Raw genomic sequence first — 17132 nt, 5'->3', positions numbered from 1 at the left:
GCCTACTCCACAAACAGGGTGGCAGGTTGTTCGAGCAAGCCGCGCAGGGCCTGGATGAATTGCGCCGCGTCCATGCCGTCGACCACCCGGTGATCGAAGGAACTGGAGAGGTTCATCATCTTGCGGACCACGATCTGCCCCTTGATCACCACAGGCCGCTCGACGATCTTGTTCACGCCGACGATCGCCACTTCCGGCAGGTTCAGCACCGGTGTGCTGACGATGCCGCCGAGCGCGCCGAGGCTGGTCAGGGTGATGGTCGAGCCGGACAGCTCATCGCGACCGGCCTTGCCATTGCGGGCGGCCGTGGCCAGGCGCGAGATCTCCGCCGCGCTGTCCCACAGGCTGCGGGCTTCGGCGTGACGCACCACGGGCACCATCAGGCCGACATCGCTCTGGGTCGCAACGCCGACATGCACTGCGCCGCAGCGATGGATGACCTGGGCTTCGTCGTCATAACGGGCGTTCATCTGCGGGAAGTCTCGCAGGGCCACGACCAACGCGCGAACGAGGAAGGGGAGCAAGGTCAGCTTGCCGCGACTGGCGCCGTGTTTTTCGTTCAGGTGAACCCGCAGCTCTTCCAGCGCGGTGACGTCGATTTCCTCGACGTAGCTGAAATGGGCGGCGCGTTGAGTTGCTTCCTGCATGCGCTGGGCAATCTTGCGGCGCATGCCGATCACCGGGATCTGCTGCTCGTCATGGCGTTCGGCGTAACCCGAACCGCCCTTGGCCTGGGTCGACGGCCCCTGGGCCAGATAGGCTTCCAGGTCTTCATGCAAAATACGCCCGGCAGGGCCGCTGCCCTGGACCAGGCGCAGCTGGATACCGAGGTCCAATGCGTGCTTGCGCACGGCCGGCGAGGCCAGTGGACGCTCGTCGGGGTCACGTGCCACTGGGGCTTGCGGGGTGCAGCGGGGTGCGGCGGTTTTTGCCATCACCGGTTCAGGCGTTGCCACTGGCGCTGGCTTCGGTGCTTGCGCAGCAGCAGCCGCAACCGGAGCCGGAGCCGGTTGCGCGGACTCCTTCAGGTTGCCCGCACCTTCCACTTCAATGCGGATCAGCTCGCTGCCCACCGCCATGACTTCACCCGGCTCGCCACCCAGGGCGATGACCCGGCCATGCACTGGCGAGGGGATATCCACCATCGCTTTGTCGGTCATGACGTCGGCCAGTACCTGGTCCTCGACGACCATGTCGCCCACCTTGACGTGCCACACCGACAACTCAACTTCCGCGATGCCTTCGCCGATGTCCGGCATCTTGATAACGTGCGTGCCCATTCAGACCTCCATGACCCGTTTCAACGCCGCGCCCACACGGGACGGCCCAGGGAAATACGCCCACTCCTGCGCATGCGGGTAGGGGGTGTCCCAACCGGTGACACGCTCGATGGGCGCTTCCAGGTGGTGGAAGCAGTGTTCCTGCACCAGCGAGACCAGCTCTGCGCCGAAACCGCAGGTGCGGGTGGCTTCGTGGACAACCACGCAACGGCCGGTTTTCTTCACCGATTTGACAATGGTGTCCAGGTCCAGCGGCCAGAGGCTGCGCAGGTCGATGACTTCCGCGTCGATGCCGGTCTCTTCGGCCGCCACTTGGGAGACATAGACCGTGGTGCCGTAGGTGAGCACCGTCACGTCCTTGCCCGGACGGGTGATGGCGGCGACGTCCAGTGGCACGGTGTAGTAACCGTCCGGCACTTGCGCCTGCGGATGCTTGGACCATGGCGTTACAGGGCGGTCATGGTGGCCGTCGAACGGGCCGTTATACAGGCGCTTGGGTTCGAGGAAGATCACCGGGTCATCGTTCTCGATGGAGGCGATCAGCAGACCCTTGGCGTCGTAGGGGTTGGACGGCATGACGGTGCGCAGGCCACAGACCTGGGTGAACATCGCCTCGATGCTCTGGCTGTGGGTCTGGCCGCCATAGATCCCGCCGCCGCAGGGCATGCGCAGGGTCATCGGCGCGGTGAACTCGCCGGCCGAGCGATAGCGCAGGCGCGCCGCTTCGGAAATGATCTGGTCCGACGCCGGGTAGACGTAGTCGGCGAACTGGATCTCGGCCACCGGCCGCAGCCCGTAGGCGCCCATGCCCACCGCCACGCCGACGATGCCGCTTTCGGAAATCGGTGCGTCGAACACCCGTGAAGTGCCGTACTTGTTCTGCAGGCCTTCGGTGCAGCGGAACACGCCACCGAAATAGCCCACGTCCTGGCCGAACACCACGACGTTATCGTCGCGCTCAAGCATCACGTCCATGGCCGAGCGCAGAGCCTGGATCATGGTCATGGTGGTAGTGGTCATGGCGGTGTCCAACGCAATATTGTTGTTGTGATCGTTCATGTCAGATCCCCAACTGCTGACGCTGGCGCTTCAAGTGCTCCGGCATCTCTTTGTAGACGTCTTCGAACATGGTCGCGGCGCTTGGAATCTGCCCGCCGGCGAGGGTGCCGTACTGCTCGGCTTCTTTCTGCGCGGCGATCACCTCGGCTTCGAGTTCGGCGGTGACCGCCGCGTGCTCTTCTTCGGACCACTGGCCGATCTTCACCATGTGCTGCTTGAGGCGGGCGATCGGATCGCCCAGCGGGAAATGGCTCCAGTCATCGGCGGGGCGGTATTTGGAAGGATCGTCGGAAGTGGAGTGCGGGCCGGCGCGGTAGGTGACCCATTCGATCAGCGCCGGGCCGAGGTTGCGGCGGGCGCGTTCGGCGGCCCAGCGCGAAGCGGCGTAGACCGCCATGAAATCGTTGCCATCGACGCGAAGGGAGGCGATGCCGCAGCCGACGCCGCGCCCGGCGAAGGTGGTGGCTTCACCGCCGGCAATGGCCTGGAAGGTGGAAATCGCCCACTGGTTGTTGACCACGTTGAGAATCACCGGGGCGCGGTAGACGTGGGCGAAGGTCAGGGCGGTGTGGAAGTCCGATTCGGCGGTGGCGCCGTCACCGATCCAGGCCGAGGCGATCTTGGTATCGCCCTTGATCGCCGAAGCCATGCCCCAGCCCACGCCCTGGATGAATTGCGTGGCGAGGTTACCGGAAATGGTGAAGAAGCCGGCGTCCTTGACCGAATACATGATCGGCAATTGCCGGCCTTTGAGCGGGTCGCGCTCGTTGGACAGCAGTTGGCAGATCAGGTCCACCAGCGGCACTTCCCGGGCCATCAGGATGCTTTGCTGGCGGTAGGTGGGGAAGCACATGTCGTCAATGTTCAATGCCAAGGCCTGGGCGCTGCCGATGGCTTCTTCGCCAAGGCTTTGCATGTAGAACGACATTTTTTTCTGACGCTGGGCGACGACCATGCGGTTGTCGTAGATGCGCGTCTTGAGCATGGCCCGCATGCCCTTGCGCAGGATCTCGACGGGGATGTCCGCAGCCCACTCGCCCAAGGCATTGCCCTGGTCATCGAGCACGCGGATCAGGCTGCGGGCCAGGTCAGCGGTGTCGGCGGGTTCGACGTCGATGGGAGGTTTGCGCACCGTGCCGGCATCGGACAGATGCAGATAGGAAAAGTCGGTCTTGCAGCCGGGACGGCCCGAGGGTTCTGGGACGTGCAGGCGTAGCGGTTCGTACGCTGGGTTCATGGCTTTCTACGCTCGATCTTGTGAATTTCTTGTAGTGGGCGCGCTAGCTGACGAATTTCCCTGGGTAGGTGGGAAATTGTCCTACAACAATCATAGGCTCGACGAAGAAGAATATTTTTCTCTGTTGCCTTGCTGTTCAGATCATTTGCAGATAAAAAATCTGCACAACGATAAAAAACAGGAAATTTTGCCTCATGCGCAAATTGGATCGCACCGATATCGGCATTCTGAACAGCCTTCAGGACAACGCCCGGATCACCAACGCCGATCTCGCTCGCTCGGTCAATCTGTCACCGACGCCATGCTTCAACCGCGTCCGAGCCATGGAAGAGCTGGGGGTGATCCGCGAGCAGGTCACGCTGCTGGACGCCGACTTGCTGGGGTTGCACGTCAACGTGTTTATCCATGTCAGCCTGGAGAAGCAGGTGGAAGAGGCGTTGCAGCACTTCGAGGAAGCGATCTCCGACCGGCCGGAGGTCATGGAGTGCTACCTGATGGCCGGCGATCCTGATTACCTGATCCGTGTGTTGGTGCCGACCATTCAGTCGCTGGAGCGGTTCATGATGGACTTTTTGACCAAGGTCCCGGGCGTGGCGAACATCCGCTCGAGCTTTGCGCTCAAGCAGGTGCGCTACAAGACTGCGTTGCCGTTGCCGGCCAATGGGTTGACCTTGGGTACCTGAAAATCAAAGGATCGCAGTCTTCGGCAGCTCCTACAGGGGAGTTGTGGGTTTCTGACGGCTCATTGTTGCCTGACCCACCGCCATCGCGAGCAAGCTCGCTCCCACATCGGATTGTACTGTTGGTCGAGTTCTGCGATCACCGCTGAACCCTGTGGGAGCGAGCCTGCTCGCGATGGCGTCGGCATATTCAGCTCTGATGTAAGCAGACCCACCGCTATCGCGAGCAGGCTCGCTCCCACATTGGATAGGTGGCGACCTTAGAGCTGGTTGATCGGAATCTTCAGGTAGGTCACGCCATTGCCCTCGGCCGGCGGCAGGTGGCCGGCTCGCACATTCACCTGGATCGCCGGCAACAGCAGCGTCGGCATGCCCAGTGTCTTGTCGCGCTGGGTACGCATGGTCACGAACGCGGCTTCATCAATCCCATCGCGGACATGAATATTGTGCTGGCGTTGTTCACCCACGGTACTTACGCACTGGGGCTCGCGTTCCTCCGGTGGATAGTCATGACACACATACAGCCGCACGCCCGCCGGGAAGGCCAACAGCTTGCGGATCGAGGCGTAAAGCTGACGGGCATTGCCGCCCGGGAAGTCGCAACGGGCGGTGCCCACGTCGGGCATGAACAGCGTGTCGCCCACCAGGATCACGTCGCCATCGATCAGGTAGGCCATGTCCGCCGGGGTGTGGCCAGGCACGTGCAGGGCGGTGGCCTTGAGATTGCCGATCAGGAAGGACTCGTCGGCCGCGAACAGGTGGTCGAACTGCGAACCGTCGACGGCGAAGTGTGGTTCCAAGTTGAACAGGGCCTTGAACACGTCCTGCACCTGGCCGATGGATTCGCCGATGGCAATCTTGCCGCCCAGTTCCCGGCGCAGATAAGGCGCGGCGGACAGGTGATCAGCATGGGCATGGGTTTCCAACAGCCATTGCACCGTCAATTGATGTTCGCGCACATAAGCGATCACTCGATCAGCCTGTGCGGTACCGCTGCGGCCCGATGCCGGATCGTAGTCGAGCACCGGGTCGACCACCGCGCATTGCCCGCCGTCGTGTTCGTAAACCACGTAGGTGTAGGTCTTTGAAGCGGGATCGAGGAAGCTTTGGATCTGCGCGGGCATGGCAGCGGACCTGTGCAAGAAGAAGCGGTTGCAATGCGCAAGATTTACGACATATGGTCCGCAGCTTAAGTGAGGGCCACCGCGTCCTGCAAATGCGATCACGCCTGACAACAGACGTGCGCGCCTTGAGAGACCCCTATGTTACTGGCAAGTTTTTTCGGTGTGGTGATGGGCCTGGTTCTTGGCCTGACGGGGGCGGGCGGAGGTATCCTGGCCGTCCCGGCCCTGGTGTTGGGCCTGGGCTGGAGCATGACCCAGGCCGCGCCGGTGGCGCTGTTCGCCGTGGGCAGCGCGGCGGCGGTGGGCGCCATCGATGGCTTGCGCCATGGCCTGGTGCGTTACCGCGCGGCGCTGTTAATCGCCTTGCTGGGCGCTGTGTTCTCGCCAGTGGGCATTTACTTCGCCCACCAGCTTTCGGAAAAAATCCTGATGGTCCTGTTCAGCCTGCTGATGGTGCTGGTGGCGGCGCGCATGCTGCGCCGGGAAACCTCGCAGCCGGGCCCCAGCGATCACGGCGCGGCCAGCTGGGGCCAAAAGAATTGCATGCTCGATCGCCAGACCGGGCGGCTGGCCTGGACACCGCGCTGCACCGCCACGCTGTCGGCATTGGGCGCGGTCACGGGAATGGTCTCAGGTTTGCTGGGCGTGGGCGGCGGTTTCTTGATCGTGCCGGCATTCAAGCAACTTACCGACGTGCAGATGCGCGGCATCGTCGCCACATCCTTGATGGTCATCAGCCTGGTTTCGTTGATTGGCGTGGTCGGCGCGTTTCATGCCGGGGTGAGCATCGACCGGGTTGGGGCGGCGTTCATTGCGGCGAGTATCGTCGGGATGATCCTGGGGCGACGGTTCTGCGCGAAGGTGCCGGCGCGGGCCTTGCAGGTGGGGTTTGCCGGGGTTTGCCTGGGGGTGGCGGTGTTCATGCTGGTGCGGGCGTAGCGATCTGGTCAGGGGGCTTTTGTGGCGAGGGAGCTTGCTCCCGCTGGACCGGTCCGACGTCTCGGGCGCAGCAGGCCCATACGGTCTTGAGCCAGGGCGTCTGCTTCGCAGCCGAGCGGGAGCAAGCTCCCTCGCCACGGGGATCGGCGCGCCTTACAACTCTCGGCACTGCATCGAAAACCCCAACGCCACCGATTGCCCTTGCTCCAGCAAACGCAGCCCCGGCCGTCCTGGCAGGTGATGGGCATTGACCGGGTGACTTACCGGTTCGATGCAGAAAAAATCCAGCCCCACGGGGCAGTACAGCAGGAAGTAATCGCTGCCGCTGGCGCGGCATTCCAGTTCATAACCCAGGTCTGGTTGCTGGATCAGGCACTGGCCATCCCAACCACCGAAGCCGTTGTCGACGAGGGTATCCGGCAGTAACCGTGCGTGTTGGAAATCCCACTCCGAGGGAACGTCCTTCAGTTCCGTTGGCAGTTTCGTGGCGTCGCACATCCAGACTTCGCTGGCGCGGGTTTGCAGGCGGGTATCGGCTGTGCGCGGGAAATACGGATGCAAACCCAACCCGTGCCAGGCGGCCTGTTCGGCCATGTGGGTGACGTGCAGCGCCATCTGCAATTGGCCGCCACTGAGGCGGATCCGCAAGCTGGCGCAATAGGCAAACGGGGTTTGGCAGTCGAGTTGCAACAAGACTTCCCCGGCACTCTGTTCGGCGACTTGCCAGGGCTGCTGCCAGGCACTGCCATGGATCGGAAACGGATCGTTGGGGCTGTTGCCTTCCAGGGCGAGCCAGCCGCCGGGGCAATCGAAACCGCCATGGGCGATTCGGTTCGACCACGGGATCAACGGGAAGCAGCCGAGCTTGCCTGGCAGGCCATTTTCCAGCGCTTGTGGCGCGGGTGGGCGTAGGAGGGGAGCGCCGGTGCTGCGCAAGGTCCATTCAACGAGGCTGGCGCCCAGGTGTGGGGCCAGGGTGAGGCGGGTCAGTTCGTCTTCGAGGTGGAGGAGTGGTGGTGTCATGGCGGCGTCTGATGGGTTGGCAAAGCTGGAGGGGAATACGCCCAAGTGTGGCGAGGGGATTTATCCCCGCTGGGCTGCGAAGCAGCCCTAAAGGCTTCAATCTCGGTGTATCAGACAAATCGAGATGGCTGGTTTTGGGGCCGCTGCGCAGCCCAGCGGGGATAAATCCCCTCGCCACAAGGGGACCTATTGTTTTCTGTTACAACACCAAATGTGGCAACCACAGCGAAATGGCGGGCACGTACGTCACCAGCAGCAGAACCAGGAACAGCATGCCGTAGAATGGCAGCAGGGCCTTGACGGTGCTTTCGATGCTGACCTTGCCGATGGCGGAGCCGACGAACAGCACCGCGCCCACCGGCGGCGTGATCAGGCCGATACCCAGGTTCACCAGCATGATCATGCCGAACTGCACCGGGTCCACGCCGATGCCGACGATGACTGGCATCAGGATTGGCGTGAGGATCAGGATCAGCGGTGCCATGTCCATCACGGTGCCCAACAGCAGCAACATCACGTTGATGCACATCAGGATCACGTAGCGGTTATCCGACAGCGTCAGGAACGCGGTGGTGATCTTCGCCGGGATTTCCATCAGCGTCATGATGTAGCCGAAGCTGGCGGCGAAGCCGATCAGGATCATCACAATGGAAATGGTGCGCACCGTACGGTGCATCAGTTTCGGTAACTCGCTCCACTTGTAGTCGCGATAGATGCACATGGTCACGAAGAACGCCCACACCACGGCGATGGCGGCCGATTCAGTGGCAGTGAACACACCCGAGAGAATGCCGCCCAGGATGATGAACAACGTCATCATGCCCCACATGGCTTCCTTGCAAATCTTCAGCGCTTCTTTGAGCGGAATAACCTCGCCCTTGGGGTAATTGCGCTTTTTCGCGAAGACCAGGCACAGCGCCATCAGGCAGAGGTTCATCATGATGCCGGGGACGATGCCGGCCATGAACAGCGAACCAATGGAGACGGTGCCGCCAGCGGCGAGAGAGTACAGCACTGCGTTGTGGCTTGGCGGTGTCAGCAGCGCTTGTACCGAACCACTGACGGTGACGGCGGTGGCGTAATCACGTGGATAGCCCCTGCGTGTCATTTCCGGGATCAGTACCGAACCGACCGAGGCGGTGTCAGCCACCGAGGAACCGGAGATCGCGCCAAAGAAACTCGAGGCCACGAGGTTGACCAGGGACAGGCCACCACGGACGAAACCTACGAGCACGCTGGCGAAGGCCACCAGCCGGCGAGACATGCCGCCCTCGGCCATGATCGCGCCGGCCAGGACGAAGAACGGAATGGCCAGCAGCGAGAATTTGTTCACGCCGCCCGTGATCTGAATCATCATGGCCTGGAACGGAATGTCGATCCACCATGCCCCGATCAGGGCGGCGGCGCCCAGCGCGTAGGCGACCGGCATGCCGATCAGGATCAATACCAAAAAACTGCCCAGCAGAATCAGAGCGTCCATTAAGCGGCACCTTCGTTTTCTTCTACCAGGTCGAACTGCACGACCCGACGCTGGCTTTGATCACCCAGCAAGAGTTTTTCCAAGACAAAAATCAGGGTCAGGAACCCACCGATCGGGATCGGCATGTAAGTGATGCCGACTCGCAGGGTAGGGATGGCGCTCATGAACTGGTTCCAAGTGGTCATGCACAGCTTGGCACCCCAGATGGTCATGAAAATGCACACCGCTGCCATCATCAACTGGGTGAACACCGAAGCCACGTTTTGCCAGTGCTGGGGCAGGCGGCTGGTGACCATGTCCACAGCCATGTGCGACCCGGAGCGGTAGCTGGCGGCGGCGCCGATGAAGGTGAAGACGATCATCAGCAAGATCGCGGTGGGCTCCGGCCAGCTTGAGCCGGTGCCAAGGACGTAGCGGGCGAACACGCCCCAAGGGATCATCAGCGCAACGGCAAGGACAGAGAGGCCGGCCACCCAGATGCAAGTCATGTAAATCTTGTCGTTGATACGCAGCAGCAAATTCTTCATCGGGTTCCACCGTTACCGGGCGCGCCTTCTAACCGCAGGCGCGCCCAGCCGTTTCATGAGTACAGATTAAGAGGTCTTACTGGACAGCTTCGATGCGCTTGATCAGGTCGGCGTACGGTGCACCGTATTTGGCTCGGACCGGCGCGGTGGCGTCGTAGAAGGGTTTCTTGTCGACGGTGATGAACTCGACGCCGGCTTTCTTGAGTTTTTCTTCACTGGCGGCCGATTTCTCGTCCCACAACTTGCGCTCTTCAGCCTGGGCAGCCTTGGCCGCTTTTTTCACCATGTCCTGCTGCTCTGGGGTGAGCTTGTTCCAGGTGATTTTCGACATCACGATCGGCTCAGGCAGGATCAGGTGCCCGGTCAAGCTGTAGAACTTGGCGTTCTGGTAGTGGTTGTGCTCGAGCATGGTCGGCGGGTTGTTTTCCGCGCCGTCGATCACGCCAGTCTGCAACGCGCTGAAGATCTCGCCAGTGTCCATCGCGATACCGTTGCCGCCCATGGCGTTCATCATTTCAATGAACATAGGGTTGCCTTGGACGCGGATTTTCATGCCCTTGAGGTCTTCCGGCGTGCGCACGGGCTTCTTGGTGTAGAGGTTGCGCGTGCCGCCGTCCATCCAGGCCAGGGCCACCAGGCCGAATTCGGAGTTGGTGATCCGGTCCAGGATCGCATCGCCGACCTCACCGTCGATCACGGCGCGCATGTGCGCCTGGTCGCGGAAGATGAATGGCATGTTGAAGACGTTCACGTCCGGCACCACGGGGCCGACGATGCCCAGGCTGACGCGGGACATCTGGATTGCGCCGGCTTGCATCTGCTCGATCACTTCTTTTTCAGAGCCCAGTACGCCCCCCGGGAAGTACTTGAACTTCAGTTCGCCTTTGCTCTCCTTTTCCAGGGTTTTACCCATGGATTCCTCGGCGACCACGGTTGGGTAGCCCTTGGGGTGGATGTCGGCGATCTTGATGTCCAGAGCCTGCGCCGCCTGTGCCAGGAAGGCCAGGGGCAAGGCCGCGATCAGAAGTGTACGTTTGAAATTCATGGTCAATCTCCAGTGTTGTTGTTTTTATGTCTATCGATGTGAAGCGGCAAAGCAGATCAGTTCGCGGAGTGTTTCCATCCTCCGAAAGCAGGTTCAGCGAGACCCTTGACGCCGGGGTTCAGCGCGAACACGCCACCGGCCAGGGATTGCGGATCGTTGTCGTCTCCAGGACGGATCGAGGTCACGAAAAGGGTGTCCAGCTGGCTGCCGCCAAAGGCGCACATGGTCGGTTTTTTCACCGGCACTTCCAGGGAGCGGTCGAGACGTCCATCCGGCGTAAAGCGATGGATCAAGCCGGCGTCGTTGGCGCAGATCCAATAGCAACCATCGGCGTCGACTGCCGCGCCGTCCGGGCGACCGGCCAGGGGCATCATGTCGACGAACAGGCGGCGGTTGGATGGGGTGCCGCTGTCGATGTCGTAGTCGAAGGCCCAGATCTGCTGGATCAGCGGGTGTGAATCGGACAGGTACATCGTCCGGCCGTCGGGGCTGAAGCCCAGACCATTGGGCACGATGAAACCACTCAGTTGCGCCTCGACCGGGCTGCGTTGTCCGGCTTCATAACGGTACATCTTGCCTTCATCCGCATTGGCGCCCATGTTCAGCACCATGCTGCCGGCCCAGAAACGGCCCTGGCGGTCGCAACGGCCATCGTTGAGGCGCATGTCGGCGCGGCTGTGCTCGACGTTTGCACAGAGCTCGCTGTCCAGGCTGCCGTCGTCATGTGGATGCAGGCGGAAGAAACCGCTTTCCATCCCCGCGATCCAGCCACCGTCCTGGTGACGGGCAATGCAGGCGAGCATTTCGGGGGCTTCCCAGCTCTGGATCTTTGCGCTGCTGGCGCTCCAGCGCTGCAGGCCGCCGCTGGGGATGTTCACCCAATACAAGGCGTTTTCCTCGGGCACCCACACAGGGCTTTCCCCGACGGCGTTGCGTGCGTCGACAATCAATTCGGCTTGCATGGTGATTCCTTGGTTCGTTTGTATCCCACGGACAACAGGCGGATCAGTCGAACGGGCCGGCGGCCACAAAGGCGCCACCTTGGTAGACCATGGCCGGATCATCGGCGGCCGGCATCGGTTGCGCTTCGACCTTGGCGCGGAAGATTTCCGAGGTGTCGTTGGGCTTGTAGCCCAGGTGCGCGGCGTGGCTGTTGTCCCACCAGACGTCACGGTTGGCGGAGACGCCATAAACGATGGTGTGGTCGACTTTGGGTGTGTAGAGCGAGCATTCGATCAGTTGGGTGAGGTCGTCGAAGCTCAGCCAGGTGCTCATCATCCGGCGGTTCTGCGGTTCCGGGAACGACGAGCCGATGCGGATGCTGACGGTTTCGATGCCGTAGCGATCGAAGTAGAAATTGGCGACGTCTTCGCCGTAGGACTTGGACAGGCCGTAGTAGCCATCCGGACGGCGAGCGCAGTGGGCGTCGAGGGTTTCGTCTTGTTTGTAGAAACCGATGACGTGGTTGGAACTGGCGAAAATCACGCGTTTGACACCGTGCTTACGCGCGGCTTCGTAGATGTGGAACACGCCGCTGATATTGGCGCCGAGGATCTCCTCGAATGGACGCTCAACCGATACACCACCGAAATGCAGGATGGCATCGACACCTTCAACCAGTTGATGCACGGCCTGCTTATCCGACAGGTCGCACGGCACCACTTCCTCGCTTTCATCGATGGCCGGGGCCATGTTGGCAATGTCAGACAGGCGAATGTGGCGGGCATAAGGCTTGAGGCGTTCGCGCAAGACTTTACCAAGGCCGCCGGCGGCGCCGGTCAACAGCAGGCGATTGAAGGGATGGCGAATCTGTGTGGTGGTCATGGCATTACCTGAGCAAACAGTGAGAGGTACAGTTGTTATAAGTTGTCGTACGACCGAGAGGGAATATCCTTATCCTTCCGCTACCTTGTCAACGTTTGATCGACGAACCGCTCTGGGTCGGCATCCTTGCCGGGGCTCGCCATGGCGCTGGCAGGCGTTCATGGCAAGTGTTCCATGGGTCTTACAGGAGCGAAATCGGATAGCTGATGAAGATACGGTTCTCGTCGAATTCGTTGGTGCTGAAGTCGCGACGAATCGATGCGTTACGCCATTTCACGTTGAGACTCTTGAGTGCGCCGCTCTGCACGGTGTAGGCCAGTTCAGTTTCACGGCCCCATTCCTTGCCGTCGTCGACCGTGGCGGTGTGAACGTTGTCACCGCTGATGTAGCGGTTCATCAGGGTCAGGCCCGGCACGCCGACGGCGGCGAAGTTGAAGTCGTGGCGCAGTTGCCAGGATTTTTCCTTGGCGTTGTCGTAGCTGGAGTTGTAGCTGTCGTTCGCCAGGGTGCCGCCGCTGGTGCCGTTGACGCGCATCCAGGCATCGTCGCCGCCGACTTTCTGCAGGCCGACGTAGAAGGTGTTGCCGCCGTATTTGGCGGAAAGCATGGCGAAGGCGGTTTTGTTGTCGAGGTCGCCGGCCAGTGCGCTGCCGTCTTCCTTGCCGGTGAAGTAACCGAGGTTGGCGCCCAGGGTCCAGTCGCCGATCGGCTGGCTGTGGGTCAGGTTGAAATATTGCTGTTGGTAGATGTCGGACAGTTCCGCGTACCAGACGCCGACCTGGGTGCGTTTTTCGTTGAAGGCGTATTCGCCGCCACCGAAGTTGAAACGGTCGGAGGTGAATGCACCGCGGCCGTTCATCGACATGTCTTCCATGCTCGCGTCGTTACGCGGGCTGTTGGCGCGGAACTGGCCGCCGTAGAGGCTCAGGCCGTTGATCTCGGTGGAGGTCACCTGGCCGCCACGGAAGGTTTGCGGCAGGGAACGGCCATCGTCGGAACGCAGGATCGGCAACACGGGCATCCACTCGCCGACTTTCAATTCGGTCTTCGAGACCTTGGCCTTCAGGGCCACGCCCAGGCGACCGAAGTCATCGGCCGGGCGGCCGTCGTCGTGCACCGGCAGCAGCTGGGTGCCGGCCGTGCCACGACCGCCGTCGAGCTTGACCGAGTACAGGCCCAGCACGTCTACGCCGAAACCGACGGTGCCCTGGGTGAAGCCGGACTTGGCGTCGAGGATGAAGCTCTGGGTCCATTCCTCGGCTTTGCCCTGGGTGGCGTTGTCGTTGACGAAGTTGCGGTTGAAATAGGCGTTACGCAGGTTCAGCGTGGCTTTGGCATCATCGACAAAGCCTTCGGCACCAGCGGTCATGGGCATGAACAGCGCCAGACCGGTGCAGCCGAGCAGTGACAGCGCGGGCGTGGATTTGAGAAGGGTACGGCGGCTGGGGCGGTTACTGGACGAAAAACGGGCACGAGTGCTCACTCTGACGCTCCTACTTTTTGTTGTTTTTATTTGTCATACGTCGTCGTACAACATGGAGCGGATTATTTGTGGAGCGTTCCTCGTTGTCAACTGGCCATTACCGCAAATTTTCATCGAGAATGATCCGGCCATGGGCTATTTCAACGCTTTCGCCTAACAAAACGCAGGCAAGCGGGCCGTTGCGGCAAGGAAAAACGGTGCCCCCAGGATAGCGACGAGCGGCGCAGGTCATGCGATGACCGGCGTAAGACATTAGTCGAATGGCCTCGAAAAAGGCAGTGGGTGGCGAGGGAGATTGCTCCCGCCGGGCTGCACAGCAGCCCCATCCCAGGCGACTCTCTACGGCGTATTCCGTTTACAGGGGAGGCTGCTGCGCAGCCAGCGGGAGCAAGCTCCCTCGCCACGCAAATGCCCCGGGCACTTCTTGCACCTTCCCATCGTCGAACGGGAATTGACCCGTGGCAAACGAGCCGACATGTCCCTGCAAGGTCTCTGAATGGATCAATACACCCCACGCGCCTGGGAGCCCCACGAAAGGCCGACGCTGCCAGGCTCCCCGTCGACGCCACTGCATCCCACGCCCAAACGGCTCGCCTTTGCGCTGGTGGGCGTGCTGGTGGCGTTGACCGGGGGGTTGGGCAATTCGCTGGTGATCGCCAACTTGCCTTACTTGCAAGGGGCCCTCGGCGCCACCACCGCCGAGATGGCCTGGTTGCCCGCCGCCTACGTCATGACCAACGTCTCCATGAACCTGCTGCTGGTGAAGTTTCGCCAGCAGTTCGGCTTGCGCGCGTTCACTGAGGTGTTCCTGGCGCTGTACGCCCTAGTGACGTTCGGTCATCTGTTCGTCAACGACCTGAACTCGGCGATTGCCGTGCGGGCGGCCCATGGCATGGTCGGCGCTGCCCTCAGCTCCTTGGGCCTGTATTACATGGTCCAGGCTTTCCCGGCGAAGTGGCGGCTCAAGGCGCTAGTGCTGGGCCTGGGGACTTCGCAGCTGGCCTTGCCGATGGCCCGGTTGTTCTCCGAAGACCTGTTGCAAATTGCCGAGTGGCGGGGCCTCTACCTGTTCGAACTGGGGATGGCACTGCTCTCGTTGGGTTGCGTGCTGCTGCTCAAGTTGCCACCGGGCGACCGCTTCAAGACGTTTGAAAAACTCGATTTCCTGACCTTCACGGTGCTTGCCAGCGGCGTCGCCTTGTTGTGCGCGGTGCTGTCGTTGGGGCGCATCGATTGGTGGCTGGAGGCGCCATGGATCGGCGTGGCCTCGGCGCTGTCCATCGTGTTGATCCTGGCGGGCCTGGCGATCGAGCATAACCGCAGCAACCCGATGCTGATGACGCGCTGGCTGGGCAGTGGGGTGATGATCCGCCTGGCCCTGGCGGTGATCCTGATTCGCATGGTGACTTCGGAACAATCCACTGGAGCGGTGGGGTTTCTGCAAGCGCTGAACATGAGCAGCCAACAGATGCACAGCCTTTATGTGGTGATGCTGGTCGGCAGCATCGCCGGGCTGGTGACCAGTGCCTTGACGATCAACCCGGCGCACCTGTTCATGCCCCTGATCATTTCCCTCGCGTTGATGGCGACAGGCTCGGTCATGGACAGCTACTCGAACAACCTGAGCCGCCCGCAAAACATGTATTTCAGTCAGTTTCTGCTGGCGTTTGGCAGTACGTTTTTCCTGGGGCCGACGATGATTCTCGGCGTGCGCAATGTACTGACCAACCCGCGCAATCTGGTGAGTTTTTCCGTGTTGTTCGGGATTTGCCAGAACCTCGGTGGCCTGGTGGGGGCCGCGGTGCTCGGTACCTTCCAAGTGGTGCGCGAGAAATTTCATTCCAGCCACCTCGTGGAAAACATCAACCTGTTCGACCCTCGCGTGGCCGCGCGGGTGGACAGCGGTGGCTCGGCGGTGGGTTCGCTGATCGCCGATCCGGGCCTGCGGCACCTGCAAGGCATTCGCAGCCTTGCCGCGGCCGCCACCCGCGAAGCCAACGTGCTGGCCTACAACGATGTGTTCATGCTGATCGCGGTGATCGCCGTGCTGACCATGATCTGGATCTCCCTCCGCGCCCTGTGGCTGATGACTACCACCCAGCACGTCGCCACAGCGCCTGCCCCTTCGACACAACCAAGCGGTGCCACTTCTTCATGACCGAGCCGACCTCCACGACCACCAACGCCATCGCCGATACGCCTGAGGACCAGGCGCCACCCGCCGTTCCAGCGACAAAACCGCGTTCCCTGCGGATAAGAGTTCTTTCATCCCTGGGGTTCGCGGCAGTGGCGATCGTCGGTGTGCTGGTGGTGCTTTATGCCTGGCAATTGCCGCCGTTCGGTAGCGCCGTGGAAACCACAGAAAATGCCTTGGTGCGCGGGCAAGTGACGATCATCGGGCCGCAGTTGAGCGGCTACGTGCATGAAGTGCCGGTGCAGGATTTTCAGTTCGTGAAGGCTGGCGATCTGTTGGTGCGGCTCGACGACCGCATCTATCGACAACGTCTCGACCAGGCACTGGCGGAACTGGCCGTGCAGCAAGCGGCCCTCGCCAACGTCGTGCAACAACGCAACAGCGCCGAAGCCACCATCAAGCTGCGTCAGGCCGCGCTGGCGGACAGCCAGGCCCAGGCACGAAAAAACGCCGCCGACCTGCGCCGCAACGAGGAACTGATCAAAGACGGTTCGGTGTCCCAGCGTGAGCTGGACCTGAGCCGCGCGGCCAGCGCACAAACCCAAGCCGCCGTGGCGCAAGCCCAGGCCAGCCTGGAAATCGCCCGCCAGGATTTGCAAACGGTGGTCGTCAACCGTGGCTCCCTCGAAGCCGCCGTCGCCAGTGCCGAGGCGACGGTGCAACTGGCGCGCATCGATCTGTCCAACACCCGAGTCGTGGCGCCCCGGGACGGTCAGTTGGGGCAGATCGGCGTACGCCTCGGGGCCTACGTCAACTCCGGTGCACAGCTGATGGCCCTGGTCCCGAACCAGAAATGGGTGATCGCCAACCTCAAGGAAACCCAGATGGATAAGGTGCGTGTTGGCCAGCCGGCAAGTTTCACCGTGGATGCCCTCGGCCATCGCCGATTCCATGGGCATGTCGAACGGATCTCCCCGGCCACCGGTTCTGAGTTCAGCCTGTTGCAGGCCGACAACGCCACGGGCAACTTCGTCAAGATCGCCCAGCGCGTACCGGTTCGCATCACAGTCGATCCAGGCCAGCCGGAAAGCGAACGCCTGCGGCCGGGAATGTCGGTGGTGGTGAGTATCGATACGGCGGGTAATGCAGAAAAAACAGAATAATTGTGGGAGCGAGTCTGCTCGCGATGGCGGTACCCCAGGCGATGAAGATACTGGATGTGCCGGCCTCTTCGCGAGCAGGCTCGCTCCCACAAGGGTATGTGGATTATGTGAGTTCTATGGCTACCAAAAATCCA

At 61.7% G+C, this 17132-nt stretch carries 15 protein-coding genes; 4 read left to right on the top strand and 11 right to left on the bottom strand.

What is annotated here, in order from left to right:
* Positions 1–2: 2 nt before the first annotated feature.
* From J3P90_RS15685 to J3P90_RS15675, 3 genes are read right to left on the bottom strand one after another with little or no spacing between them, the layout of a single operon-like run.
* Positions 3–1280, bottom strand: coding sequence for a dihydrolipoamide acetyltransferase family protein (locus J3P90_RS15685; protein WP_434610884.1), 1278 nt, complete (start codon positions 1278–1280; stop codon positions 3–5).
* On the bottom strand, positions 1281–2339 hold the full coding sequence (locus tag J3P90_RS15680; RefSeq protein ID WP_305500321.1) for an alpha-ketoacid dehydrogenase subunit beta: 1059 nt from the start codon (positions 2337–2339) through the stop codon (positions 1281–1283).
* A 1-nt stretch (position 2340) separates the two neighbouring features.
* Positions 2341–3576 carry a 3-methyl-2-oxobutanoate dehydrogenase (2-methylpropanoyl-transferring) subunit alpha gene (locus J3P90_RS15675; protein WP_434610886.1) on the bottom strand — a complete coding sequence of 412 codons (1236 nt, stop codon included), beginning with the start codon at positions 3574–3576 and terminating at the stop codon, positions 2341–2343.
* Positions 3577–3770: 194 nt separating this feature from the next.
* Between J3P90_RS15675 and bkdR the strand changes: the two genes are divergently transcribed.
* The gene (bkdR, locus tag J3P90_RS15670; RefSeq protein ID WP_420764468.1) at positions 3771–4259 is read left to right on the top strand and encodes a Bkd operon transcriptional regulator BkdR; all 489 of its coding nucleotides are present in this window, start codon (positions 3771–3773) and stop codon (positions 4257–4259) included.
* 257 nt (positions 4260–4516) lie between these two features.
* Here bkdR and J3P90_RS15665 read toward each other — a convergent pair whose 3' ends face one another.
* Entirely contained in the window at positions 4517–5380 is an 864-nt protein-coding gene (locus tag J3P90_RS15665; RefSeq protein ID WP_434675007.1) for an MBL fold metallo-hydrolase, read from the bottom strand.
* Between the two features lie 138 nt (positions 5381–5518).
* Here J3P90_RS15665 and J3P90_RS15660 point away from each other — a divergent pair, with 138 nt between their 5' ends.
* Positions 5519–6319 carry a sulfite exporter TauE/SafE family protein gene (locus J3P90_RS15660; RefSeq protein ID WP_434563549.1) on the top strand — a complete coding sequence of 267 codons (801 nt, stop codon included), beginning with the start codon at positions 5519–5521 and terminating at the stop codon, positions 6317–6319.
* A 153-nt stretch (positions 6320–6472) separates the two neighbouring features.
* Here J3P90_RS15660 and J3P90_RS15655 read toward each other — a convergent pair whose 3' ends face one another.
* From J3P90_RS15655 to J3P90_RS15625, 7 genes are all read right to left on the bottom strand, one after another.
* Positions 6473–7342, bottom strand: coding sequence for an aldose 1-epimerase (locus tag J3P90_RS15655; RefSeq protein WP_434628447.1), 870 nt, complete (start codon positions 7340–7342; stop codon positions 6473–6475).
* Between the two features lie 199 nt (positions 7343–7541).
* On the bottom strand, positions 7542–8822 hold the full coding sequence (locus J3P90_RS15650) for a TRAP transporter large permease (protein WP_420764464.1): 1281 nt from the start codon (positions 8820–8822) through the stop codon (positions 7542–7544).
* The gene (locus J3P90_RS15645; RefSeq protein ID WP_420764463.1) at positions 8822–9349 is read right to left on the bottom strand and encodes a TRAP transporter small permease; all 528 of its coding nucleotides are present in this window, start codon (positions 9347–9349) and stop codon (positions 8822–8824) included. The genes J3P90_RS15650 and J3P90_RS15645 overlap by 1 nt, the downstream gene beginning before the upstream one ends.
* A gap of 76 nt (positions 9350–9425) precedes the next feature.
* On the bottom strand, positions 9426–10394 hold the full coding sequence (locus tag J3P90_RS15640) for a TRAP transporter substrate-binding protein (RefSeq protein ID WP_420764462.1): 969 nt from the start codon (positions 10392–10394) through the stop codon (positions 9426–9428).
* 56 nt (positions 10395–10450) lie between these two features.
* Positions 10451–11356, bottom strand: coding sequence for an SMP-30/gluconolactonase/LRE family protein (locus J3P90_RS15635; RefSeq protein ID WP_434675006.1), 906 nt, complete (start codon positions 11354–11356; stop codon positions 10451–10453).
* 43 nt (positions 11357–11399) lie between these two features.
* Entirely contained in the window at positions 11400–12218 is an 819-nt protein-coding gene (locus tag J3P90_RS15630; protein WP_434675005.1) for an NAD-dependent epimerase/dehydratase family protein, read from the bottom strand.
* A 181-nt stretch (positions 12219–12399) separates the two neighbouring features.
* Complete coding sequence (locus J3P90_RS15625; protein ID WP_434563553.1) at positions 12400–13701, bottom strand: OprD family porin; 1302 nt, start codon at positions 13699–13701, stop codon at positions 12400–12402.
* A gap of 496 nt (positions 13702–14197) precedes the next feature.
* Between J3P90_RS15625 and J3P90_RS15620 the strand changes: the two genes are divergently transcribed.
* Together J3P90_RS15620 and J3P90_RS15615 are read left to right on the top strand one after the other, a co-directional pair.
* Positions 14198–15859, top strand: coding sequence for an MFS transporter (locus J3P90_RS15620; RefSeq protein ID WP_434563555.1), 1662 nt, complete (start codon positions 14198–14200; stop codon positions 15857–15859).
* Entirely contained in the window at positions 15856–16998 is a 1143-nt protein-coding gene (locus J3P90_RS15615; protein ID WP_434563557.1) for an HlyD family secretion protein, read from the top strand. The genes J3P90_RS15620 and J3P90_RS15615 overlap by 4 nt, the downstream gene beginning before the upstream one ends.
* The last annotated feature ends 134 nt before the right edge of the window (positions 16999–17132 follow it).

Origin of the sequence: Pseudomonas sp. D3-10 (genome assembly GCF_051132175.1) — a bacterium.
GTDB lineage: Bacteria > Pseudomonadota > Gammaproteobacteria > Pseudomonadales > Pseudomonadaceae > Aquipseudomonas.
The sequence above is the reverse complement of the archived record's forward strand: the minus strand, read 5'-3'. Positions and strand labels throughout refer to the sequence as shown.